Consider the following 24132-nt stretch of genomic DNA (forward strand, 5'->3'; position numbering starts at 1 on the left):
CGATCATACGTATAGTAGGCGAACGATCGTTCGTATACTAGGTGTGTGACCGAGAGCGCTGTTCTGGATGGGCGGAGGGCCCGTGGTGATGCCTCGCGCCGCATCGTGCTGCAGAGCGCGACCGACCTCGCATCGGTCGAAGGGCTCGACGGACTGAGTATCGGACGGCTGGCTGAGGCCTCGGGGTCGAGCAAGAGCAGCATCGCCACGCTGTTCCAGAGCAAGGAGGGGCTGCAGCTCGCAACCGTCGCCGCCGCCCGCGAGATCTTCACGGCGCGGATCGTCGAGCCGGCGCGAGTCCATCCGCGCGGGCTGCACCGTCTCGCCGCGCTGCTGCACAACTCGCTGTCGTACTCGCGGGACCGGGTGTTCACCGGCGGATGCTTCTTCGCGGCGACGGCCGCCGACGTCGACTCGAAGTCCGGACCGGTGAGCGATGCGGTGCGGTCGGCGCTGGTCGACTGGTACGGCTATGTGGAGGCCCAGCTGCGTCACGCCGTGGATGCCGGAGAGGTCGAGGCCGACCCCGAGGTGCTCGCGTTCGAGCTCGTCGCCCTGAACGAAGAGGCCAACTCGCGCTCCCTGCTGCTCGATGACGCCCGGCCGTACGCGATCGCCGCCGCCGCGATGCGAGCGCGGCTGCGTGCCGCCGGGGCGACCGAGTCGGCCCTGCTGCTGCTCGACCTCTGACTCTCGGGCGCTGAGAACGCGAAACGCCCCACCCGAGTGTCGGGTGAGGCGTCTCGCAGTGTTGCGGGGGGGATCAGGCGTCGCGCCCGCGGGTGAATCCCGCATCGAAACCGCGCTCGAAGGCGTGCTGGGCGATCCGCGCCGCACGGTGCGGACCGTGTCCACGACCGCGTCCGTGACCGTGCTCGCCGTGACCGTGCTCGCCGTGACCGTGCTCGCGGCTGTGCGCGTGCCCGTGCTCGCATGCGTGTTCGCGGTCGAAACCGTGCTCCCGGTCGTGTTCGAAGCCCCGCTCGACTCCCGCGCCGAAGCCACGACCGAAGCCGCGTCCGAAGGGTCGTCCGAAGCTGTGGCCGAATCCGCGACCGTGGCGGGGTTCGCCGAAGCCGTGACGGCGTCCGCGGGGAAGAGGGGTCTCCTCGTCCCATCCGAACGCGCGGGCGATCTTCTCGAGCGAGGCGAGCGTGGTGGCCATGTCCTCAGGGGAGACGGCTTCCTCCACCTTGGTGCGGATGTCGTCGACGATGGCGCCGAGGCGATCCTTCGCGGCGCGACCGTCGTCGGTGATCGCCCAGCCGTCGCCCTCGGGAGAGACCCAGCCGCGCTCGACGAGCCGATGCAGCTTGTGGCCGTTCAGTGGGCGGTCGGACGGGACGGTGCCGTCGACGATGTTGAGGATGCGCCAGTCGCGACGACTCGCGTGTTCGCCGTCGAAAGCGGCGGCGAACTCGGCCGCCATCAGGCGGTCGGCGGCCTTCAGCCAGTAACCGAAGGGGCGGGAGGTGTTCTGTGGTTCAGAGATGTTCTGTGGTTCAGAGGTGTTCATGAGAAGTCCTTTTGTCGGAGTGACGTAGTTGTCAATGTGCATGTGTATGTCACAGTGCATGTACATGTAGTGTGACATGAAGTTCTGATGCATGTCAAGTCGCATGTAAAATCGAGCCATGGCCACCGAACCGAACGATCCCGCCGAAGCCATCGCGCAGGCGCTGTCCCGTCTGCGCGGACGGCGTCCCGGCGAGCGCGGCCCGGGGGGAAGAGGTGGTCGCGGTCACGGCGGCCCCCACGCGTGGCAGGACGGCCCGCACGGCGGCCCCGGCGAGGGGCACGGTGGCGACGATCCGCACGACCACTTCGCCCATCACCGCGGTCACCCTGGGATGCCCCCGTGGATGGCCGACCCCTCGGGGCGCCTCGGCGGCCCCGCCCGCATGCGGATGCTCGAGGCGCTCGCCGCCGCGTCCGCCCCACTCAGTGTCAGTGACCTCGGCGCGGCGATCGGTGTCGACCAGCCCCGCGCCTCACGGCTCGTCCAGCAGGGGGTCGAACGCGGATTCGTGCGCCGCGAAGCCGACCCCGACGACGCGCGGCGCACCCGCATCGCGCTGACCGACGAAGGACGCCGCCTCGCCCGCGGCATGCGCGGCGAGCGTCGCGAGATGCTGACGACCGCGCTGACCTCGTTCACCGAGGAGGAACGCGTCGAGCTCGCCAGACTGCTCAACAAGCTCGCTGACAACTGGCAGCGCTGAGGGGAGCCTTGAAGCGGCGGCGTTAGCGGCTGAGTTAGCGGCGGATTTAGCGGCGGAGGCCCGCGACGTCGGCGGCGACGTCGATGACGGAATCCACCGGGATCGCCGTGTCGGCTGATGCCGAGAGCAGCATGCCGGTGGCCACGATCGTCGCCGTGCCGCGAGGGGAGAGCAGCTGAACCGAACCCACCTCGCCGAGATTGTCACCCTCGCCCAGCAGCAGCACCCGTCCATCGAGAGCTGCAGCGCGCGGATCGTCGATCGCCCCCTGGAGCGTGCTCAGCTCGTCCGTGCTCCAGGTCGTCTCATCGATGCCTACCGCGAGGGAGGCGTAGTCCTCGAGAGCGGTGGACGCGGAGGCCACCGCGTCGTTGATCCAGACACAGGTGGTGCCGGAGGTGTCTTCCCAGGAGTCGTCGGGCGAGAAAGCGAAGCCCGCGGTGATCGGCGCTGCGAGCGGCTCGATGTCCGCGCAGGTGATGTCGGGGTCCGCCGAGTCCGCAGGCTCAGGCCGACGCGAATCCCACCGACGGCTTGTCGTCTACCGATAGGGACAGCACAGCGGTCTCGACCGCGTCGTGCTGCTCGATCCGCTGCTCCAGGTCTCGCAGCTGCCGCGCCACGTCGTGCTCGCGCGCATCGCCGGCGAGGTCGACCTCCGCCACGATGAAGAGTCGATTCGGACCGACGTACTCGATGTGCAGGTAGGTCACCCGCTCGACCTGCGGCAGGCCCAGCAGGGCGCTCCCCACCCGCGCGCGCAGTTCCGGTGCGGCGGTCGCGCCCACGAGGAAGGCGATGTTCCGCCGGATCAGGATGATCGCCACCACCCCGAGCAGGACACCGACGAGGATCGAGCCGATGGCATCCCAGGCGGCGACGCCCGTGATCTGGTGGAGGAGGATCGCTCCGCCGGCGAGCACGAGTCCGATGAGTGCGGCGGAGTCCTCGAAGAACACGGCGCGCAGTGTGGTGTCGCTCGTCTCCAGCACGAAGTCCCAGGTCGACGAGCCGCGCTCCTTCGCGAGGCGGCGGGATTTCACCATCGCCTGCGTGAACGATGCGCCCTCGAGCACGAACGAGACACCCAGCACGATGTACGCCACGGTCGGGCTCTCGACAGGGCCGGTGTCGGACAGTTCCTGGATGCCGTGCATGATCGACACGATCGAACCGGCGGTGAAGATCCCGAATGCAGCGATCAGCGACCACACGAAGGCGTTGCGACCGTAGCCGAGCGGATGCCGCGCATCCTTGGCCTTCGCCCCTCGGCGGTCGGCGATGAGGAGGAACACCTCGTTCCCCGCGTCGGCCCACGAGTGCGCCGCCTCGGCCACCATCGACGCCGACGAGGTGATGATCGCGGCGACGGTCTTCGCGATCGCGACGAGGATGTTGGCCAGGAAGGCGAGGATCACAGTCACGCGGTCAGGCTACTCCCGCCCCGTGGCTCACGGTCTCCGCAGTACTCTCTCAGCGTGGAGCCTTGACGGGGAGCAGGAGCAGGAAGCCGGCGATCAGCACGACAACGATGCCCAGGATTCCGTAGGCGGTCTGGCTCGTCAGCACGATCAGCACGGTCCAGGCGCCTGACGCCATCCAGCTCGCCGCGCGCCCGGTCGTGGCGTAGAGACCGAAGATCTCGCCCTCGCGTCCGGCCGGCGTCACTCTGGCGAGGAAGGATCGGGCGGCAGCCTGGGCGGGGCCCACGAAGGCGCACAGGATCAGACCGCCGACCCAGAACACCATCACGCCGGCGTCACGGAGGAAGAACACGGCGAGACCCGCGACGATCATCGACCCGATCGAGGCGAGGATGATCCGCTTCGGCCCGAGCCGGTCGTCCAGCCGGCCGGCGGCGATGGTCGAGATGCCGGCGATCAGGTTCGCGGCGATGCCGAAGATGATGATGTCCTGCGCGCCGAACTTGAACACCGCGGTGCCGATGATGGCGCCGAACGCGAAGACGCCTCCCAGCCCGTCACGGAAGACCGCGCTCGCCAGCAGATACCAGAAGGTGGGCCGCGTCTCCTCGTTGCGGTAGAGACCTGCGACGTCCTTCACCAGCAGCGGATACGAGGCGAAGAAGCCGACCTTGCGCTCCGGACGGCCGAGTGACGGCTCCGGCACGTTCAGGAAGATCGGGATGCTGAAGATGATCGCCCAGACGGCGCATCCGACGGCGATCAGCCGGTAGGCCAGCCCGTTGTCGGTCGACATGCCGAACCAGTCGAAGGTGTCGAGCACGACCACGATCACGAGCGCGATGATGCCGCCGAGGTAGCCGAAGCCCCAGCCGAGGCCGGAGATGCGACCGACGTTCTTCGGGTTCGCGATGCCGATGAGCATCGCGTTGGAGTTCACCGCCGCGATCTCCTGGAAAACCGTCGCGGCCGAGATCAGGGCGACGCCCAGCCAGAACAGGCTTGGCATCGGCTCGACGAACCAGAGGCCGAGCATGCACAGGATCAGCGCGCCGGTGCCGATCCCGAGCCAGAGCTTCTGACGCCCCGCCGCATCCGCGCGCTGGCCGAGGACGGGCGCGAGCAGCAGGATGCCGAACGCCGCGATCGTCGAGCCCAGACCGAGACCGGACGCGAGGTCTGCCTCCGCGGCGAGCCGGACCGGATCGTCCACGTCGAGCGACGCGACCTCGGGCGGGAGGAAGCCCTCGCCCACGAGATAGAGCGCCGTGAACACGAACGTGAGGATGACGGTGTTGAACGGCTGCGTCGCCCAGTCCCACAGCGCCCACGAGTAGACCTGCTTCTTCGGGGCGGGCGTCTCGCCGCGCAGGTCCAGGCCGACGACGGCCACGGCGCCGCTGTTCGCGGTCGCCACGGGCTCGGGCACGGCGCTGTGCCCCTCGGTTTCGCTCATTCTCGAAGTCTGGCGGTGCCGGGTGAACGCCCGGTGACGGCGCGCCGCGCGGTGCGGCGCGGAAACGTGGTGGTGGGGCTCGTCAGAGGGCCGGCCCGCGGCGGATGCGGACCGGACCACGGGCCTCGTCGATCCCGACGGCCTCCCCCTTCTGCGTTACGACGATCTCTCCGCTCTCCGCCAGGGCCGCGGCCACGCGTCGGACGTCGGGCATCCGTGAACGCCAGGACTCCCCGCCGATGGCGCGGGCCACGTCGCTCGGACAGATCGATGACTCCGAGCGCTTGCGGGTGAGGGTTCGGATGGTGGCAGCGATCCGATCGTCCGCGGCTTCCGGCTCTGGGTCCTCCCACCATGGGGCTCCGCGCTCGCCGAGTGCGGTCTTGGCGTCGTGCACCCGGCGACGGGCATCGTCGTCCGAGGTCTTCACCGCTCGCCGCGCGGCCATGAGCTCATCCACCAGTTCCTGTCGCAGCGTGTCGGGGATCGACGGATCGCTCGCACGCCAGCGTCGCCCGTTCACGACGATGTGGTGCCCGTCCGCCGTGCGCTCGGGACCGGACTCCGTCGCGGAAGACTCCTCGCTGCTCATGCGGGCAGCCTGCCCCTGTCGGGCCGCGTCCTCCATCCCCTTGACGCAGGGGCCGCGCCTCAGTCCGTCCGCAGTGGACGCAGCGTGCGGGCGTAGTCCTCCTTCAGCACGGCGAGGTGCAGCCAGGCCTCGATGCGCGTCACTCCGGGCAGCGCACGCAGGCGTTCCAGGCTGGCGTAGAGCGCGCCGGCCGAAGGCTCGACCAGAGTGGCGACCGCGTCGAAGCGGCCGAGCGTGCGCGCGGCGAAGTCCACCCCACGGCCGCGACGCAGCTCGTCGATCACGGCGTCGTCGTCGTCTCCGAGGGTCATGCCCACCCCCATCGACAACTGCCGGTGCGCGAGTCCGCGCGCCTCGACCGCGCTGATCTTGATCACGCCGGCATCGATCAGCCGCTGCACCCTGGTCGCGACGGCCGAGGGGGAGAGGCGCACCTCTTCGCCGAGCGCGCGGAAGCTCTTGCGCCCGTCGGCCTGCAGCTGCTCGATCAGCGCCTCGTCGATCGCGTCGAGGGTGACGCCGCCGTGATACTCCGAGACGAAGAAGCCCTTGATCACGGTCGAATAGATGATCGTGCTGATGTCGAGCACCCCGTCGATCGCTCGGATCAGGGCCAGCAGGTCGTGCAGCTCCGACATCGACCCCACGCGCACTTCGGTGACCACGTCGTGCGCGCCGCCGACCGCCGACACCAGCACGGTCTCGCTCATGTCGCGCAGGTGCTCCGCCACGAGCTCGACCGATCCATCGGTGCGGATCGAGACGTGGGCGAGGACGTGCTGGCCGAGGAACACGGGGTCGACAGCGGCGACGACACGCACGGTGCGGTCGGCGAGCATCGTGCGCAGTCGCGCGGCGACAGCGGCTCTGGACTGCCCGAGCCGCTCGGCGAGGGAGAGGATGCTCGCCCGGCCGTCTTCCTGCAGCGCGCGGATGAGTTCGGCGTCGAAATCCATGGTTCCGCCCATTTCGTCAGTTTCCTGCGATCGCACGCTTCGCCGTGCGCAAGTTCAGTGTAGGAGAGGTGATCGCCGTCGGGAAGGCGCGCATTGCACAGATGCGCGATCATATATCCAGTGAATCCCCGTTATCGCTGGAGTTCTGCCCTTGCCGACGGGCCCGCACCTCCGTAGCATCCTTCGCTATCCGACATCTTCCGCAAAGGAGCGGGCACCCCCATGACCACTACCCCCACCAGCGGCACCCACAGCCGGGCGCGCCGCGCCGGCATCGCCGCCTTCGTCGGTACCACCATCGAGTGGTACGACTTCTACGTCTACGCCACCGCCGCGGCGCTCGTCTTCGGTCCACTGTTCTTCCCGAGCGGAGACCGGCTGGCCGAGACCGCAGCCGCCTTCGCGACCTTCGCGGTCGCCTTCCTCGTCCGGCCCCTCGGTGGCATCATCTTCGGTCACATCGGCGACAAGCTCGGCCGACGCACGTCGCTCGTCATCACGCTGGTGATGATGGGCGCGGCCACGGTGCTCGTGGGCTGCCTGCCCACCTACGAGAACATCGGCATCCTCGCCCCGATCCTCCTGATCCTGCTCCGTGCCGTGCAGGGCCTCGCGGTCGGCGGCGAGTGGGGTGGCGCGGTGCTCATGAGCGTCGAGCACGCCCCCGAGAAGTCGAAGACCTTCTACGGCGGTTTCACGCAGCTCGGCAACCCGGCCGGTGCGCTGCTGGCATCGGGCATCTTCGCGATCATGACCCGTATGGGCGACGACTTCATCATCAACGGTGGCTGGCGCATCCCGTTCCTGCTGTCGATCGTGCTGGTCGGCGTCGGCTTCTGGGTCCGTTATCGCGTCGAGGAGACTCCGGTCTTCGAGGCGAAGGTCGAGGGCCGCAAGCAGTCGATGCCGCTGGCCTTCGCGCTGCGCACCAACTGGCGCCCGATCCTGCTCGGCATCGGCATCCTGCCCATCTCGACCGGCGGTTACTACCTGGCCACCACCTTCGCCACGGCCTATGCCACCGGCGACGCGGTCGCGATCAGCGAGCAGGTCATCCTCGATGCCATGACGATCGCCTCCTTCGTGGAGTTCGTCGTGACCCTCCCCGTCGCCTGGCTGGGCGACAAGTGGGGGCGGAAGAACGTCATGTACATCGGTCTGATCACCTCGGTGCTCACCTTCGTGCCGTTCCTGCTGATCCTGCCCGGACGCATCGAACCGCTCATCTTCCTGTTCGCCTCGCTGGTGCGCATCGCGATGAGCGCCACCTACGCACCGATCGCCGCCCTGCTCTCGCAGATGTTCCGCCCGCAGGCCCGCTACACCTCGATCGCCCTCTCCTACGGTGTCGGCGCAGCGGTCTGGGCCGGATTCTCGCCGTGGTTCGCGACGCAGCTGATCGCCTGGACGGGCAGCATCTGGTCGGTGATCGCGATGTTCATCGGCATGGCCCTCATCGCCGGAATCTGCACCCGCCTCGCGCCGCAGCACTCCGACGAGGCTCCTGTGACGGCGTCCTTCACCGCGCGTACGGACACCACGGCGAACCGGCTGCCCTGACGCCGGAGCGTCCTCGACAGCCCTGACGCCAGAGCGTCCCCGACAGCCCGCCTTCCTCCGTCCGTCACGACCGCGAACAGGTTCCCCATGAGAAAGCTCACCCCCTTCGACCGCTCGGCTCAGACGGCTCCCCTCCTCCTGACCGCGCACGCCATCCATACCGCGGATGACGACGCCACCACGGCGACGGCGATGTTGACCGATCGCGGGCGCATCCTCGCGATCGGCACCCCCGCCGAGTGCGAGGCGGCGGCGGAGGGGGTGGGCCTCTCGCCCGAGCGCATCGATCTCGGCGACGCCGTGATCGTCCCCGGCTTCGTCGACGCGCACGCTCATCCGCTCATGTTCGGGCAGATGATGAGCTGGGTCGACTGCGGCCCCGAGAAGGCGGGCAGCATCCCCGAGATCGTGGCGCTGCTGAAGGCGGCGGCCGCCGAGCTTCCCGAGGGGCGCCCGGTGCGCGGCTACGGCTACGAGCAGCGCAACCTCGCCGAGAAGCGCCACCCCACCCGGTTCGAGCTCGACGAGGTCGCCGCCGACCGCGAGGTCTACCTCATGAACGCCTCGGGTCACGGCGGTGTGGTGAACTCGCACACCCTCACGACCAACGGTGTCGACCGGGACACCCCGAACCCCGACGGCGGAGAGTTCTTCCGCGACGCGGACGGTGAGCTCACCGGGGAGCTGTCGGATGCGGCCTGCAACATCCTCACCGGCGTCCACGGCGTGAAGATCGGCCACCACGGTCCGAACTTCCACCTGGCGGACGAGCCGGAGGAGCACCTGCGCCAACTCGACGCGGCGACCCAGCGGTTCCTGGCCGGTGGTGTCACCTCGATCGGCGACGCCCAGGTCACGCGCCGCGAGTTCGACATGTACCTGCGCCTCGCCGAGGCCGGGCGCCTGGAACTGCGCGTGTCGATGTACCTGCTGTCGCACCTGCTCGACGAGGCGCTCGAGATGGGTCTCGTCGGACAGTTCGGCAACGCGCACCTCAGCTTCGCCGGCATCAAGTTCTACGCCGACGGCACGCTGGGCGGCTGGACCGCATACTTCCCTGACGGCTACGTGGGCGATCCCTGCCGCACCGGCCAGCTGTACCACGAGCCCGCCGAGTACGAGGGGCTCATCCGCAAAGCGCACGCCGCGGGGTTGCAGACCGCGACACACGCGCAGTCGCCCACCGCAATCGAGATGGTCGTGTCCGCGATCGAGGCCGCGCTCGCCGAGCACCCCGATCCCGACGCCCGTCACCGCATCGAGCACTGCGGCCTGCCGACTCCCGAGCAGATCGAGCGGATGGCCGCCTCCGGCATCCGTCCGGTCAACCAGACCCAGCACTACTTCAACTGGGGCGAAGGCGTGGAGGAGGCCATCGGCACTCCGGGCGAGCGCTTCAACCCGCTGGGCGAGTTCGAGCGCGCGGGCGTGCCGTTCACGATCTCGTCCGATGCCCCGGTCGCCGAGCCCATCCCGCTCGAAGCGATCCAGACGGCCGTGACCCGTGTCACGCGTCGGGGGCACAAGCTCGGGCCGGACGACCTGCGCGTCTCGGCGCTCGCAGCTCTGCGCGCACACACGATCGAAGGTGCCGTGTCGATCGGCCGCGAAGACGATCTGGGGTCGCTCGAAGTCGGCAAGTACGCCGATTTCGCGGTGCTCTCCGGCGATCCGCTGGCCGTTCCCGCCGAGGAGATCTCGGCGATCACGGTGCGGGAGACCTGGGTCGACGGCGTCCGTCGTCACCGAGTGTGAGGATGATCCGATGAGCAGCGACACCACAGCGGCAGAGCAGTACGCCGACACCGCCGGGCGGGCCGTGCTGGAGACGATCCGCGCGTACGGGGTCACCGCGATCTTCGGTATCCCCGGCACCCACAACCTCGAGCTCTACCGCCCGCTCGCCGGCCTCGGCATCCGCGCGGTGACGAACCGTCACGAGCAGGGCTCCGGCTACGGTGCCGACGGGTGGGCGCAGCAGACCGGCCTCCCCGGAGTCGTGATCACGACCTCCGGTCCCGGACTGCAGAACGCCATGAGCGCGATCGGCACGGCCTTCTGCGAGTCGCGCCCGCTCATCGTGCTCTCGCCGGGAGTGCCGCTCGGTGCGGAGTTCGCCGACGTCGGCACACTGCACGAGACGAAGGACGCTTCGGCGATGGTCGCCGCGATCGCCGAGTGGTCGCGGCGGGTGACCAGCGCCGCCGAGGCGGTCGAGGCCGTGCACGATGCGTTCCACCTGTTCCGCACCGGCCGTCCGCGCCCCGTCCACATCGAGATCCCGCTCGACGTGCTGGAAGCGCCCGCCGACGTTCCCGCCGAGGCGCGGCAGCCGCGTCCGGTCCCTGCGCGGGTCTCGGGCGAGCCGGCTGCGCTCGCCGAAGCGGCCCGGCTGTTGGCGGAGGCGAAGACCCCGGTGATCGTCGCCGGTGGGGGAGCCGTGGATGCCGCGCACGAGGTCACCCTCCTGGCCGAGCGTCTCGGAGCCCCGGTGCTGACCACGCTGAACGGCAAGGGCGTGGTCGACGAGCGGCATCCGCTCTCGCTCGGGTCGAACCTTCGTCTCGCCGCGGCCCGCGCGGTCGCGGAAGATGCCGACGTGCTGCTCGTGGTCGGCTCGAAGCTCGGCGAGGCCGAACTGTGGGCGCCGCGGCTCGAAGCCGGAGGCGTGGTCATCCGCATCGACATCTCGCTCGCGCAGCGCGACAAGAACCTCGCCGCGACGGTCGGGATCACGGGGGATGCAGCTGCCGTTCTGGACGCGCTGTCGACTGCCCTCCCCGCCGGTGTACGCCCGGCGCGTGACCTCACCGCCGAGCGCACCGCGATCGACGCCGAGATGCGCGCGACCGCCCCCGACACGGTGGCACTGGCCGAGATCATCGTCGAGGCTCTGCCCGCCGATGCCGTCGTCGCGGGCGACTCGTCGCAGATCGTCTACATGGCGCTCGGCAGCGTGCTGTCGTCGGCGCATCCGCACTCCCTGCTCTACACCCCGACCTACGCCACCCTCGGCTACGGTCTTCCGGCAGCGATCGGTGCCGGAGTCGCGCAGACCGAGCACCCGGTCGTGACCGTGATCGGCGACGGCGCCCTGATGTTCTGCGTGAACGAGCTGGTGACGGCGGTCGAACAGCGCCTCGACATCACGATCGTGTGCGTCGACAACGGCGGCTATGCCGAGATCCGTCAGAACGAGGTCGACCGCGGCATGGAGCCGATCGGCGTCGACCTGGTACAGCCCGACTGGGCAGCGCTCGCCTCGGCCTTCGGCGCGACCGGGCGGCGGGTGGAACGCCGTGACGACATCGCATCGAGCATCCGCGCCGCGATCACCGACGGGGGAGTGCAGCTGGTGCACATCCCGCAGAGTGCGCTCTGAATCCCTCGACATCCCCGACGAACAGGAACGAGCAATGACCGACAACATCGGCCCCATCGACGCCTCCGTGAACCCGCGGTACTCCGGCATCGCGACCTTCGCCCGGCTGCCGCGTATCGAAGACGTGCCGCGTGCGGACATCGCCGTCGTCGGCATCCCCTTCGACTCCGGTGTGAGCTACCGACCGGGCACGCGCTTCGGCCCGTCGCACGTGCGGGAGTCCTCGCGGCTGCTGCGCCCCTACAATCCCGCCCAGGACGTGTCGCCGTTCGCGATCTCGCAGGTGGTGGACGCCGGTGACATCCCGGTCAACCCGTTCGATCTCACCGAGGCCGTGACCGAGGTCGAGCGCGCGGCGCTGGCGCTCGGCGAGCAGGTGCAGCGCATCGTCACGATCGGCGGCGACCACACGGTCGCTCTGCCACTGCTGCGTGCGGTGGCGGCGAAGCACGGGCCCGTGGCTGTGCTGCACTTCGATGCGCACCTCGACACCTGGGACACCTACTTCGGGGCCCCCATCACGCACGGCACTCCCTTCCGTCGCGCGAGCGAGGAGGGGCTGATCGACCTCACCGCGAGCTGCCATGTCGGCACCCGTGGCCCTCTGTACTCCAAGCAGGACCTGGAGGACGACGAGCGCCTCGGCTTCTCGATCGTGTCGAGCGAATACATCGAGGAGCACGGGGTCGAGGCCGCCATCGCCCGCATCCTGCAGCGCATCGGCGACAAGCCGCTGTACGTGTCGATCGACATCGACGTGCTCGACCCCGCCCACGCGCCCGGCACCGGCACCCCCGAGGCGGGCGGGCTGACGAGCCGCGAGCTGCTGCGGATCCTGCGGGCCCTGACCTCGCAGAACATCGTCGGGGCGGATGTGGTCGAGGTGTCGCCCGCCTACGACCACGCGCAGATGACCGGCATCGCCGCGAGCCATGTGGTCTACGAGCTCGTGACCCTGCTGGCTGCGCGCGTGGGATCCGGCGCTCAGTAGAGCACGGCGAGCAGCTCGGCGAACAGCTCCTCGGGGTCGCAGTCGACGCGTCGCCGGGTGAACCACTCGCAGATGTTCATGCAGTCGCGGTGCAGCAGGTCGAGGCCCTGTGGGTTGGCGATGATGTCGACGATCTGCGGCAGGTCGATCACGCGCACCCGCCCTTCGTGCACGAGCAGGTTGTATGCCGACAGGTCGCCGTGCGCGAAGCCGGCTGCGGCGAAGGCCCGCATCAGGTCGACCGTCTGCGCGTAGAAGTCCTGCAGCTCGGCGCGATCGCTGCGCACCTGGGCGAGGCGGGGCGCGGCCGTGCCGTCGGAGGTGCCGAGGAACTCCATCAGCACCTCGGTTCCGTTCACCTGCACCGGGTACGGCACGGGTGCGCCGAGCTCCCACATCCGGCAGAGCGCCTCGAACTCGGCGAACGACCACTGCGCTGCGGCCACCTCCCGGCCGTGGACCGACTTCCGTGCGAGCGCGCGCGTATCGCGGGTGTTCCGGGTGCTGCGGCCCTCCGTGTAGATCGACGAGCGGTGGAAGCTGCTGTGCTCGGCGCTGCGGTATCGCTTGGCGGCGAGCAGGCTGTGCTGCGTCGGGTCGCCAGGCACCGCGCGTTCGAGCAGGAACACGTCGGCTTCCTTGCCGGTCTTGAGGATGCCTCGCTCCGTGTCGAGCGCCCCGGCCGAGGTCACGATCCACGCGGGCCGGGGTTCGGGACCGCGCTCGGACGGTGTGACCGCCGGCCACGTCGTCCACCGCTGCCCCTCGCCGGGAACGACGTCGGCGAAGGTTAGTTCGGTCTCGAGGGCGTCGAAGGAAGAGGCGTCGAAGGATGGTGCGTCGAAGGACGCGGCTTCCGAGGAAGCGAAGAGATCAGACAAGATGTGGCTCCGGGAGCAGGAGGCCACACCAGGATCAGGAGCGGGTGGCCTCGGAGGGAAGGTGGTCGGCGGGGAGCGCGACAAAGACGGTGTTCATGTCTTCGGCTCCTTCCGCTCGGGCTTCCCGGGATCCTCCCGGTGCGTCGTCGAGCCTAGGGCGTCGACCACACCGTGTCCAGAGGCGGAGTGAGCCCGCTGGAACCGGACCGGACGAATGGTCGGATGCGGCGGACGCCTGATCGGGCGTCGGCCTCCGCGGACTGCGAGTGTGGAGAACATGACCACGACTGCCCCCGTCCCCACCCTGCCGCCGTCCGCGGCTGTCCGCATCCGCTACGGCGGACTGATCGTCCTGATGCTGATGGGGTTCCTGCTGGTCACGGCCGAGTTCCTTCCCAACGGCGTCCTCACCGAGATGGCCGACGGGCTCGGGGTCACCCCGGGGCAGGCAGGGCAGACCGTCACCGTCACCGCGCTGGTGGGGCTCGTGGTCGCTCCGACCGTCGGACTCATGTTCCCGCGGCTCGACCGGCGGTCGCTGCTTGTATGGATGGCGCTCGCGGCCGCCGTGTCGAACCTCATCGTCGCGATCGCCCCGAACCTGATCATCGTGCTGCTGGCGCGCTTCCTGCTGGGCGCGGCGATCAGCGCGTTCTGGGCGATGTCGATCACGGTCGCGGCACGGCTCGCGGGACCGGAGAATCTCGGTCGCGGTGTCATGTTCACCTCGGCGGGGGTGTCGCTGGCGACGGTGGCGGGTGTGCCGCTGGGGGTCATGCTGAGCGAGCTCGTCGACTGGAGGATGGTCTTCGCCATCGCCGGTGTGCTGATGGTCGTCCTCGCCGTCGTCCTGCGTTTCGCGCTGCCCTCGGTTCCGGCCGAGAGGGCGTCGAGCCTGCGTCTGCTCGTGGACACGCTGCGCCGCCCGGGGATCGGTCTCGGCATGGTGGGCCACGTCCTGGTCGTGCTCGGACACTTCCTCGCCTACACCTATGTGCGTCTCGCGTTGGAGCGCATCCCCGAGGTGGACGCCTCGACCATCGTGGTGCTGCTGGCGCTGTTCGGCGTCGGCGGGCTCCTCGGCAACATCACGATCGGGCTCGTCATCGACCGCACCTTCGCGTTCTTCGCGGTGTTCGCACCGCTGGTGATCGCCGTGTCCGTGATCTCGATGATCCTGTTCTCCGGGTCGATCATCGGCGTCGGCATCGTCGTGCTGGTGTGGGGCTTCTTCTTCTCGTCCTGGTTGATCGTCGCCAACACCTGGGTCGGTCACCGCATGCCGGATCGTCTCGAAGCGGGAGGCAGCCTGGTGGTCGTCGGGTTCCAGGGAGCGATCACGCTGGCGGCGGGCATCGGCGGTCTCCTCGTCGACACCCTGAACGTCGAGCTCGTCTACGTGATCGGCGCGATCGCGCTGCTCGCCGGTGCGGTGCTCTTCGGCGTCTCCAACCGGGTCAGCAGCAAGGACTGAGTCGGACGCGGCCTCAGGCCGAGACGGGGAGGCGGTGGGCGAGCCGCCACGACGAGGGGGTCATGCCTGTGCGGCGTCGGAACGCACGGCTGAACCCCTCGTCGGAGGCGTATCCCAGCTCGCGCGAGATGTCGGAGACGCTGCGTCCTGCCTCGAGCATCCGCTTCGCCGCGTCGACACGCACCTCGGTCACATAGTCCGCCGGTGAGCGGCCGACCGCGCTGCGGAACCTCTCCGCGAAGGTCGACCGCGACATGGCGCCGATGCCGGCCAGGCGCTCGACCGTCCAGTCGCGTCCGGGCTCCTCGCGGATGGCGTCGACGACGCGGTCGAGGAATGGATCGTTCGACAACGAGGGCCATCCCGTCGGCGCGCAGCCGTTCGCCGCCCATGCCCTGATCAGGGACAGCAGCACGGTGGTCGCCATCATGCGGCAGATGATGGGGTCGCCCTGGCGCGCGGGTGTCACCGTGTGATCGATGATCCCCATGTTGAGGGCGAGGGCTGCGGCGGCGGGCTCCACGGCGTCGAAACCGGTGACCGTGAGGAACGGGGGCAGCAGGGCGGGGAGCGGGGATGCCGCATCCGCGAGCTCGATGTCGGCGATCATCAGACTCGTGTCGTCCTGTGCTTCGAGAACGAAGGGCGAACGACCGAGCGTCAGGAAGGCGTCACCCGCCACGAGCATGTCTCGGCGGGCCTTCGGGTCGAGGGCGAGGGAGTCGAGCGAGAAGCGCTTCGAGTCGGTGTCGACGTCGAGTCGGCAGCCGTCGCCGAGCGGCGGGTGCCCGTTCACGCCTCCTGCGGCGACGTAGACCAGGGTGATGCTGTCGGCCGGGATGGGCAGCAGCGATCCCGCGGGCAGCGAGGCGCGTCGACCGATGCCGACACGGAGGTCGACGGAGCCGAGCACGTTCGAGAGCGCATCCGCATCCACTGTCACCATGCCTTCGGCAACGCCGTCGGGCCGTTCGCTATTCCGTCGCGGCGTCTGTGGCGGCCTTGCGATGATGCGCTGTGCGGTGTCGGCGCTCTGCTGACCGACCTCAACCATTCGGTTGATTCGGAGCCCTGAGCGTGCGGATACGGTGGAGGGACACCACCCGAGGAGTACCGTGTTCCGCACCCCCGACCGCCTGTTCCGAGTTCTCGCGATCGCCGAGGCGATCACCTGGACGATCCTGATCTCCGCGATCATCGCGCGCGCCGTCGGCGCTCCAGGAGTCGTGGTGACCGTGGGCGGTGGCATCCACGGGTTCGTGTTCCTGTCGTACGCCGCGACGGCGATCCTGGTCGCGCTGAACCAGCGCTGGCATCCCGGCGTCGGCGTGCTCGCGGTGGCCAGCGCCATCGTCCCCTATGCGACGATCCCCATGGAGATCTGGCTGCATCGCACCGGCCGACTCACCGGAGACTGGCGCCTCGAGGCGACGGACGATCCGCGCGATCGGCGCTGGTACGACCGGCTGATGCGGTGGTTCCTGCAGCGGCCGTGGGTGCTCGCGCTGCTGCTGGTCGTGGGCATCGTCGCGCTGTACGTCATCCTGCTGCTGGTCGGCCCTCCCGGCGGGAAGTGAGCCGACGCGGGCCGTCCTCCGCCGTTCAGGGCGTGACCACGACCGCGTTCTCCTCGTTGATCTTCGCCATGGTCGCTTCGGCGTCCCCGGCGGTGCAGTCCACGATCACGGAGAGTCCCACCCCGGTCTGGGTGAAGGCGCGTGCGGCCATCAGCCAGGTGCGGCTGCCGTCCACTCCGACGACCTGACGCGTCTCGACTCCGCCGTTCCCTCCCGCCATGTAGCTGAACTCACCGGTGGTGGCGGGCGGCGTGATGTCTGCCGTCGGCATCTGCAGCAGCACGCCGAGGATCGCGTCGGACGACGCGCTGTCGTCACCGGGGACCACGGCCACGTCGGTCGTGTGACCCTGCCAGAACCGTGCCGTGCAGGTGCCGTCGACCGTGCCGTAGGTCCACCCGCCGTTGCCGTCGTCCGGCGCGACGATCTTCCACCCGTCGTCGACGACGAGACCGTCGCCCCACTCGATGTAGGTGTCGCTCGTGAGATCGAGCCCTTCCGCGAAGGTCAGGGTCGAACCGGAGGGGCCGTCGGCCGGTGCGTCGGTTTCCGTGCCCGCGGAGGGAGCGTCGGAGGGCGAGCCCGTCGGGATCTGCGCGTACAGACATCCGCTGAGGGACAGGACGGCCAGGGTGGCGACGGCCGCGGCGGTCAGGCGCAGGGAGATCGAGAAGGCGCGCGTCATGCCGGTCAGCCTAGTCCGGTCCCGTTGCGCTCTCACGCCGATGATCGTTCAGTGCGCGGTGGCCACGCCGATCGAGTCGTGCACCATGACCGCCGCGACCCGAGCGCCCGCACCTGCTGCGACGATCAGCTGCTGCGGTCCGGGAGCCGCCGCGTCGCCTGCAGCGTAAAGTCCGGGTACGTCCGTGCGCCCTGAACGATCGATGCGCAGATGCCCGGCGTCATCCGTCGCCGGTGCGATCCCCTCGAGGAACGACAGCGTGCTGTGCCATTCGGGGCGTACGAATCCGCCGTCGATGGCGACCGTCGTGCCGTCAGCCAGGCGGATGCTCTCGATCTGACCTCGGTCGCCGACGAGCTCGACGATGGGTTCCCGGCGTAGCGCGATCCCGGCGGCGGCGAGTTCGACCTCCTCCTCCGCCGTGACCACATCCGCGCCGTGGGTGAACACCGTGAGGTTCTCGGTCAGGCGACCGATGAGGCGGGCACGTTCGGCGATGTCCGGTGCCTCACCGATGAGGGCGAGGCGACGACTCCGGAGCTCCCAGGCATCGCAGGCGGCGCAACTGAACAGACTCATGCCGTAGTAGCCACGGAGGTTCGGCACCTCGGGGAGCGTCTCGCGCAGGCCGGTGGCGAGCAGCACGGCGCGTGCCGTCACCGTCGTCTCCGCCTCGCGGCGCCCGATCTCGGCCGCGAACCCGCCGTCGCTCGGGCGAAGCGAGGTGACGCGGGTGCGCCGTCGCACCTCGACATCCGGATAGGCCGAGAGCTCCTCCCTCGCGAGCCGGCGCAGCTCCTGCGGCGGGATGCCGTCGCGGGTGAGGAAGCCGTGCGACCGCAGGGTCGCAGCATTGCGTGGACGATCGGCGTCGATCACCAGCACGCGCATGAGCGCGCGGCCGAGGTTGAGGGCGGCGGACAGACCGGCCGGCCCGCCGCCGACGATGAGCACGTCGTAATCGGTGCTCTCGCTCCCATCCATCGCCGCAGATCTCATCCGCACGGTCCTTCCGAGAAAGGGACGGATCCATGCCGCGGCGTCTGCCGGGCGACACCGCCGGGGCGGCCGGTAAGGCTCGCCTTACTCTCATCCTGCCACGGTTCGACGCCCGCGGCGCCGTGTGCCTCAGCCCCGCCGCACGGGCTGCTGCAGTTCCGTGACCCAGTCCGACTGGTCGTCGGAGACGGCGCGCACGTAGAGCTCGCGGCAGGGGCCGTCGTGCGTGAGGCCGCGGGCCACGATCTCGGTGTGGATCGCGTGCCAGCTCTCGGCGATGTGCTCCATCGAGCCGAGGTGGATGCCGCACACGGCCTCGTCGGCCGGAGGCAGCTCGATGATCTCGAGACCTTCCCGTGCGGGCCCGGCATAGATGTATCCGGCGATGACCTGCAGGGCGTCGTCGAGGGTCTCGTACTGCGCGATCGGGGTCGCCAGGGAGTGGTCGTCGCCGATGATGTCCGCCACAGTGTCGAACGCGGGACCGACGACACCTGCGACGGCGGGCTGGTCGGCCACGATGGTGCGGATCGCGGCCAGGCGGACGGCGGGGAGCGGCTTGTCGATGATCTCGATCTGGGACATGTGATTCTCTCTCTCGATGAGGTGGAGGCGCCTTTCCACGTCGACGAGTCTCTCTGCGGCGATGCGGTGCTCCTGCTCGACCTCGGTGCGACGGATCCGCAGCAGAGCGGCGATGCGCTCGGCATCGACGCCACGGTCGAGGATCGCGGAGATGTCATCGAGCCCGAACCCCAGCTGGCGCAGGGCGACGATCCGGTGCAGCCGTTCCAGCTGTGACGGATCGTAGGAGCGATAGCCGCTGAACTCGTCCACGTGGGCGGGCATGAGCAGGCCGGCGGCGTCCCAATGCCGGAGCATCCGGTGGGTCACCTGGCCGATCTGCGCGAACGCTCCGATGGACAACATGCCTCAGTTCTCCCGCCTGCCACTGTGTGAGGGTCAAATGAGTGTGAGGGTCAAATGACTCTCGGGGTCAAGTATCGCGGTGGGACGGCGGGGGCATCGGCGCGCTAACGTCGACGCGTGGACGAAGAGGTGCTGGCCGGAGGGAACGCGAGCGGGGCCGTGGTGCGCATCGGCGACACGGTGCGCAAGGCGTGGACGGCGGCCACTCCGAGCGTCGATCATTTCGTCGCGGCGATGCGGGTGGCGGGGGTCGATGCGCCGGAACCGCGTGGCCGCGACGAACGGGGCCGGCACGTCGTGGAGTTCGTGCCGGGAACCCTGGCCATGGACGGTGAGCGGCTGACGGTGGCCGAGCTGAGGCGCGTCGGCTCGATGATCCGCGGGATCCACGACGCCAGTACCCGCTACACGCCGCAGGCGGACGCGGTCTGGGAGACGGCGATCGTCGCGCCCGGTGGCGAGCTCGTCTGCCACAACGATCTGGCGCCATGGAACCTCGTCGTCGGCGACCGCTGGGTGTTCATCGACTGGGATGCCGCCGCTCCGAGCACCCGGCTCTGGGACCTCGCCTACGCGGCACAGGCGTTCGCGCTGTCGGATGTCGAACGAGACCCGGTGGATGCATCTCGGGATCTCGCTGCGCTGGTCGATGGATACCGGGCGGACGATGTCATGCGCCGTGATCTGCCTCGCGGCATGGAGGACCGGACGGCGGCGATGCTCGCGCTGCTCGAACGGTCTCACGCCGTCGGCGACGAGCCGTGGGCCTCGATGTACGTGGACGGGCACGGCGACCACTGGGCGAACGCGCTGCGGTACGTGCGAGAGCATCGAGCGGTGTGGGCCGGCGCGCTCGGCGGTGACTGAGCGGCTTTCCGGGGTGCTCTCGGGTGCTGTGACGACCACATTCCGATATATCGTTTTTCAGCTGTGATCTGGGGCTTCGAATGTCGGTGGCCCCTGATTCACTGCAGGTATGACGGCACTGACTGACGCGACTATCGAGCAGGTGGGCGCGCTCGCCGCGCTCACCGAGATGCTCGTCGAGGTCGAGCGCACGATCAGCAGTCTGCAGGCCGCGCGCGACGGCATCCTGGCGTTGGGGTCACGGATCGCTCTCGAGGTCGCCGACCAGGCGGAGCATCCCGATCACGGCGACATGTCGGCGCGCACGGTGGCTGCCGAGTTCGCTGCCGCCCTGCGGGTGAGTGATCGGACGGTGCAGCGCCGGATGGCAGACGCGGCATGGATCGTGGAGCGCTTCCCGCTGGTCTGGGAGGCGCAGGGCGCCGGTCGCATCAGTGCGGCGCACGCCCGGGTCATCTGCGAAGCCGGGGAGCACCTCGATGAGGGGGTGACTCGTGATGCCTATGCGACGCAGGTGATCGCCTTCGCCGAGTCGGAGTCTCCGGGGCGGGTGGGCCGAATGGCTCGGCGGGTGGCTGAACGATTCCAGGCGCGGTCGATCGAGGACCGGCACCTCGACGCACGGGAGAAGAGATCCGTGTGGGTGAAAGACGTCGGCGACGGGATGTCGCAGCTGGGCCTGCTCGGGCCGTCGACGCTCGTCCACGGCGTCTTCGACCGGCTGACGCAGATGGCCAAGATCGTGCAGGGAGCGGATGAACCTCCGGGTCCGGAATCGGCCGCTGCCACCACCGATCCGCCCACCGCCGATCCGTGCACCTCCGATCCGTGCACCTCTGATCCGCGCACCGTCGCTCAGCTCCGTGCCGACCTCGCCCTCGACCTGCTTCTCGCGGGTGCTCCGATCGGGCACGACGCTCCCGAGGGGCTCCTCTCGGGTGTCCGTGGAGCGGTGTCGATCACCGTTCCCGTCACCACCCTGATCAGAGGCGGCGGGGCGTCGGCCGAGTTGAACGGCTGCACTCCCATCGACCTCGAGACCGCTCGCGCGCTCGCCGGAGCGGCCTCCGGATGGGATCGAGTGCTGACCCACCCGATCACCGGCGCGCTTCTCGCAGTCGACCGCTATCGTCCGGGGTCTGATCTGAAGCGACATCTGAGAGCGAGGGATCAGCGCTGCCGATTCCCCGCCTGCGGATATGCCTCCACTGATTGCGACATCGATCATCATCACGACGCCGCTCTCGGGGGAGCCACTCGCGAATCGAACCTCGGCCACCTCTGCCGGCGCCATCACATGCTCAAACACCACTCTCCGTGGATGGTCGAAGCTCTGGGTGCCGGTGTCTACGCCTGGACGAGTCCGACCGGCAGGGTCTACGTCGACCGGCCACCCCTGCAGAACACCGTCACCTTCACTGAAGACCTCGCGGTGGCCCCGTTCTGACCCGTTTCTCAAAGTTGAGCCAGTTCATATCAAGTTCATTTGACTCCTCGTCGACACCGACGTACACTTGAGTCATCGCGACTCAGGTTTTCCTGATCGCCGCAGATTTCTGAGACACAGAGAACTTCCCACGAAGAGAACTTCCAACAAAGGAGAGAACACATGGCACGTGCTGTCGGTATCGACCTCGGAACCACCAACTCCGTCGTCAGCGTCCTCGAGGGTGGCGAGCCCAAGGTCATCGCCAACGCAGAGGGCTTCCGCACGACCCCTTCGGTCGTGGCCTTCACCAAGGACGGGGAGGTGCTCGTCGGTGAGACCGCGAAGCGCCAGGCCGTCACCAACGTCGACCGGACGATCGCTTCCGTCAAGCGCCACATGGGCACCGACTGGACCTTCGACGTCGATGGCAAGAAGTGGACGCCGCAGGAGATCTCCGCGCGCATCCTGATGAAGCTGAAGCGCGACGCCGAGGCGTACCTGGGCGACACGGTGACCGACGCGGTCATCACGGTCCCCGCGTACTTCAACGACGCCGAGCGTCAGGCCACCAAGGAAGCCGGCGAGATCGCGGGCCTCAACGTCCTGCGCATCATCAACGAGCCGACCGCTGCCGCTCTGGCGTACGGCCTCGACAAGGGCAAGGAAGACGAGCTCATCCTGGTCTTCGACCTGGGTGGTGGAACGTTCGACGTCTCGCTGCTCGAGGTGGGCAAGGACGACGACTTCTCCACGATCCAGGTGCGCGCCACCGCCGGTGACAACCGCCTCGGTGGAGACGACTGGGACCAGCGCCTGGTCGACTACCTGATCAAGCAGTTCAAGGAGACCACGGGCGTCGACGTCTCGGGTGACAAGATCGCCCTGCAGCGTCTCAAGGAAGCTGCGGAGCAGGCGAAGAAGGAGCTGTCCTCCTCGACGTCGACCAGCATCAACCTGCCGTACCTGTCGCTGACCGACTCCGGCCCCGTGTCGCTGTCCGAGACCATCACCCGCGCGAAGTTCGAGGACCTCACGAAGGACCTGCTCGACCGCACCAAGAAGCCGTTCGAGGACGTCATCCGCGAAGCCGGCATCAAGGTGTCCGAGATCGACCACATCGTGCTCGTCGGTGGATCGACGCGTATGCCCGCGGTCGCCGAGCTCGTCAAGCGCGAGACAGGCAAGGACGCCAACAAGGGTGTCAACCCGGACGAGGTCGTCGCGGTCGGTGCCGCCCTCCAGGCCGGTGTCCTCAAGGGCGAGCGCAAGGACGTCCTGCTCATCGACGTCACCCCGCTGAGCCTCGGCATCGAGACCAAGGGCGGCATGATGACCAAGCTCATCGAGCGCAACACGGCCATCCCGACCAAGCGCAGCGAGACCTTCACCACGGCAGACGACAACCAGCCGTCCGTCGCGATCCAGGTCTTCCAGGGCGAGCGTGACTTCACGCGTGACAACAAGCCGCTCGGCACGTTCGAGCTGACGGGTATTGCCCCGGCTCCCCGTGGCATCCCGCAGATCGAGGTCACCTTCGACATCGACGCCAACGGCATCGTGCACGTGTCCGCCAAGGACAAGGGCACCGGCACCGAGAAGTCGATCGTCATCTCCGGCGGCTCGTCGCTGTCGAAGGAGGACATCGAGCGCATGGTGCGCGAGGCCGAGGAGCACGCGGCCGAGGACAAGGCGCGTCGCGAGGCCGCCGAGGTCCGCAACCAGGCCGAGACGCTCGCGTACTCGATCGACAAACTGATCACCGAGAACGACGACAAGCTGCCCGAAGACGTGAAGACCGAGGTCAAGGCCGACGTCGACGCGCTCAAGACGGCTCTGGCCGGTGAGGATGACGACGCTGTGAAGACCGCGTTCGACAAGCTCAACCAGTCGCAGTCCAAGCTCGGCGAGGCCATCTACGCCTCCTCGCAGGCGGATGCCGCTGCCGGCGCTTCGGCTGACGGCGAGGCCCCGGCCGGTGACGCTCCCTCCTCCGACGAGGACGTCATCGACGCCGAGGTCGTCGACGACGAGGACGAGAAGAAGTAACCATGACCGACAAGAACTTCGACGAGAACCAGAATCCTGAGTCCGCCGAAGGTCGCAGCGAGGGGTCGGATGCTCAGGCATCCGGCCCCGCGCCGCACCACCAGGACTCCCGCGATGCGCAGGCCGCCGAGGGCTCGGACGAGACCCCGGCAGACGGCGCTCCCGACGACCTGACGGTCGACGACATCCTCGGCGCGACCCAGACCGGCGAAGCCGCGGCGGAAGACGCCGTGCTCGCCGACCTCGAGTCCACTCTGCTGAACGACCTCAAGCGTCTGCAGGCCGAGTACGCCAACTACCGTCGCCGCACCGAAGAGCAGCGGCAGGTCGAGATCGAGCGGGCGAAGGGCGAGGCCGCCAAGGGCCTGGTCCCCGTGCTCGACGACCTCGATCGCGCGGCCCAGCACGGTGATCTGGTCGAGGGCACGCCCTTCGCCGTGATCGCCGAGAAGGTGCGCACGGTCGTGGAGCGTCTCGGAGTGGTCGCTTACGGCGAGAAGGGCGAGGAATTCGACCCGCAGCGTCACGAGGCGATCTTCCAGCAGCCGACGCCCGGCGCCGAGAAGACCACGATCCTCGAGGTCGTCGAGGTGGGCTACCGTCTCGGTGATGTCGAGCTGCGCCCTGCGAAGGTCGTCGTCGCCGTCCCGGAAGGGTAGGT

General features: G+C 68.9%; 23 protein-coding genes. 12 read left to right on the forward strand and 11 right to left on the reverse strand.

Annotation, left to right across the window (positions count from 1 at the left end; all coding sequences use genetic code 11):
- The first annotated feature begins 45 nt into the window (after positions 1-45).
- The gene (locus AAY78_RS12895; RefSeq protein WP_046748681.1) at positions 46-690 is read left to right on the forward strand and encodes a TetR/AcrR family transcriptional regulator; all 645 of its coding nucleotides are present in this window, start codon (positions 46-48) and stop codon (positions 688-690) included.
- A gap of 73 nt (positions 691-763) precedes the next feature.
- On the opposite strand, the gene AAY78_RS12900 is transcribed toward AAY78_RS12895, so the two are convergent.
- Complete coding sequence (locus AAY78_RS12900; protein ID WP_046748682.1) at positions 764-1516, reverse strand: hypothetical protein; 753 nt, start codon at positions 1514-1516, stop codon at positions 764-766.
- Between the two features lie 118 nt (positions 1517-1634).
- Here AAY78_RS12900 and AAY78_RS20100 point away from each other — a divergent pair, with 118 nt between their 5' ends.
- Entirely contained in the window at positions 1635-2222 is a 588-nt protein-coding gene (locus tag AAY78_RS20100) for a MarR family winged helix-turn-helix transcriptional regulator (protein ID WP_231589720.1), read from the forward strand.
- A gap of 46 nt (positions 2223-2268) precedes the next feature.
- On the opposite strand, the gene AAY78_RS12910 is transcribed toward AAY78_RS20100, so the two are convergent.
- The 5 genes from AAY78_RS12910 to AAY78_RS12930 all read right to left on the reverse strand — a co-directional run bounded on the left by AAY78_RS12910 (position 2269) and on the right by AAY78_RS12930 (position 6662).
- Entirely contained in the window at positions 2269-2586 is a 318-nt protein-coding gene (locus AAY78_RS12910; protein ID WP_046748683.1) for a hypothetical protein, read from the reverse strand.
- Between the two features lie 142 nt (positions 2587-2728).
- Positions 2729-3646 (reverse strand): cation diffusion facilitator family transporter, encoded by a 918-nt coding sequence (locus AAY78_RS12915; protein WP_046748684.1) that lies wholly within the window; start codon positions 3644-3646, stop codon positions 2729-2731.
- A gap of 49 nt (positions 3647-3695) precedes the next feature.
- Positions 3696-5102: an MFS transporter gene (locus AAY78_RS12920; RefSeq protein WP_052748776.1), complete on the reverse strand. Its 1407-nt coding sequence runs from the start codon at positions 5100-5102 to the stop codon at positions 3696-3698.
- A gap of 82 nt (positions 5103-5184) precedes the next feature.
- On the reverse strand, positions 5185-5694 hold the full coding sequence (locus tag AAY78_RS12925) for a DUF3253 domain-containing protein (RefSeq protein ID WP_046748685.1): 510 nt from the start codon (positions 5692-5694) through the stop codon (positions 5185-5187).
- Between the two features lie 59 nt (positions 5695-5753).
- Positions 5754-6662 carry an Lrp/AsnC family transcriptional regulator gene (locus AAY78_RS12930; protein ID WP_227750885.1) on the reverse strand — a complete coding sequence of 303 codons (909 nt, stop codon included), beginning with the start codon at positions 6660-6662 and terminating at the stop codon, positions 5754-5756.
- A 210-nt stretch (positions 6663-6872) separates the two neighbouring features.
- On the opposite strand from AAY78_RS12930, the gene AAY78_RS12935 reads away from it, so the two are divergent.
- The 4 genes from AAY78_RS12935 (at position 6873) to speB (ending at position 12583) form a co-directional block, all read left to right on the forward strand.
- Positions 6873-8210, forward strand: a complete 1338-nt coding sequence (locus AAY78_RS12935; protein ID WP_046748686.1) for an MFS transporter — start codon at positions 6873-6875, stop codon at positions 8208-8210.
- Positions 8211-8297: 87 nt separating this feature from the next.
- The gene (locus AAY78_RS12940) at positions 8298-9965 is read left to right on the forward strand and encodes an amidohydrolase (RefSeq protein WP_046748687.1); all 1668 of its coding nucleotides are present in this window, start codon (positions 8298-8300) and stop codon (positions 9963-9965) included.
- Positions 9966-9975: 10 nt separating this feature from the next.
- Entirely contained in the window at positions 9976-11592 is a 1617-nt protein-coding gene (locus tag AAY78_RS12945; protein WP_046748688.1) for a thiamine pyrophosphate-binding protein, read from the forward strand.
- Positions 11593-11626: 34 nt separating this feature from the next.
- Positions 11627-12583, forward strand: a complete 957-nt coding sequence (gene speB / locus AAY78_RS12950; protein WP_046748689.1) for an agmatinase — start codon at positions 11627-11629, stop codon at positions 12581-12583.
- Here speB and AAY78_RS12955 read toward each other — a convergent pair.
- On the reverse strand, positions 12577-13464 hold the full coding sequence (locus tag AAY78_RS12955; protein WP_046748690.1) for a serine protein kinase RIO: 888 nt from the start codon (positions 13462-13464) through the stop codon (positions 12577-12579). The genes speB and AAY78_RS12955 overlap by 7 nt on opposite strands.
- Before the next feature lie 277 nt (positions 13465-13741).
- Between AAY78_RS12955 and AAY78_RS12960 the strand changes: the two genes are divergently transcribed.
- On the forward strand, positions 13742-14938 hold the full coding sequence (locus AAY78_RS12960; RefSeq protein WP_046748691.1) for an MFS transporter: 1197 nt from the start codon (positions 13742-13744) through the stop codon (positions 14936-14938).
- A 13-nt stretch (positions 14939-14951) separates the two neighbouring features.
- On the opposite strand, the gene AAY78_RS19290 is transcribed toward AAY78_RS12960, so the two are convergent.
- The gene (locus AAY78_RS19290; protein ID WP_052748777.1) at positions 14952-15884 is read right to left on the reverse strand and encodes a helix-turn-helix domain-containing protein; all 933 of its coding nucleotides are present in this window, start codon (positions 15882-15884) and stop codon (positions 14952-14954) included.
- 169 nt (positions 15885-16053) lie between these two features.
- Between AAY78_RS19290 and AAY78_RS12970 the strand changes: the two genes are divergently transcribed.
- Positions 16054-16515: a DUF3817 domain-containing protein gene (locus AAY78_RS12970; RefSeq protein WP_046748692.1), complete on the forward strand. Its 462-nt coding sequence runs from the start codon at positions 16054-16056 to the stop codon at positions 16513-16515.
- Positions 16516-16540: 25 nt separating this feature from the next.
- Here AAY78_RS12970 and AAY78_RS12975 read toward each other — a convergent pair whose 3' ends face one another.
- The 3 genes from AAY78_RS12975 to AAY78_RS12985 all read right to left on the reverse strand — a co-directional run bounded on the left by AAY78_RS12975 (position 16541) and on the right by AAY78_RS12985 (position 19129).
- On the reverse strand, positions 16541-17200 hold the full coding sequence (locus AAY78_RS12975) for a hypothetical protein (RefSeq protein WP_046748693.1): 660 nt from the start codon (positions 17198-17200) through the stop codon (positions 16541-16543).
- 48 nt (positions 17201-17248) lie between these two features.
- Positions 17249-18199: an NAD(P)/FAD-dependent oxidoreductase gene (locus AAY78_RS12980; protein ID WP_046748694.1), complete on the reverse strand. Its 951-nt coding sequence runs from the start codon at positions 18197-18199 to the stop codon at positions 17249-17251.
- A 129-nt stretch (positions 18200-18328) separates the two neighbouring features.
- Positions 18329-19129, reverse strand: a complete 801-nt coding sequence (locus AAY78_RS12985; RefSeq protein ID WP_046748695.1) for a MerR family transcriptional regulator — start codon at positions 19127-19129, stop codon at positions 18329-18331.
- 117 nt (positions 19130-19246) lie between these two features.
- Between AAY78_RS12985 and AAY78_RS12990 the strand changes: the two genes are divergently transcribed.
- The 4 genes from AAY78_RS12990 to AAY78_RS13005 all read left to right on the forward strand — a co-directional run bounded on the left by AAY78_RS12990 (position 19247) and on the right by AAY78_RS13005 (position 24130).
- Complete coding sequence (locus AAY78_RS12990; protein WP_046748696.1) at positions 19247-19996, forward strand: phosphotransferase; 750 nt, start codon at positions 19247-19249, stop codon at positions 19994-19996.
- A 109-nt stretch (positions 19997-20105) separates the two neighbouring features.
- Positions 20106-21443 carry an HNH endonuclease signature motif containing protein gene (locus AAY78_RS12995; RefSeq protein WP_046748697.1) on the forward strand — a complete coding sequence of 446 codons (1338 nt, stop codon included), beginning with the start codon at positions 20106-20108 and terminating at the stop codon, positions 21441-21443.
- Positions 21444-21605: 162 nt separating this feature from the next.
- Positions 21606-23471, forward strand: a complete 1866-nt coding sequence (gene dnaK / locus AAY78_RS13000) for a molecular chaperone DnaK (protein ID WP_045263917.1) — start codon at positions 21606-21608, stop codon at positions 23469-23471.
- 2 nt (positions 23472-23473) lie between these two features.
- The gene (locus AAY78_RS13005; protein ID WP_046748698.1) at positions 23474-24130 is read left to right on the forward strand and encodes a nucleotide exchange factor GrpE; all 657 of its coding nucleotides are present in this window, start codon (positions 23474-23476) and stop codon (positions 24128-24130) included.
- Positions 24131-24132 lie beyond the last annotated feature (2 nt).

The organism is Microbacterium sp. Ag1 (assembly GCF_001005635.1).
Lineage (GTDB): Bacteria > Actinomycetota > Actinomycetes > Actinomycetales > Microbacteriaceae > Microbacterium > Microbacterium oxydans.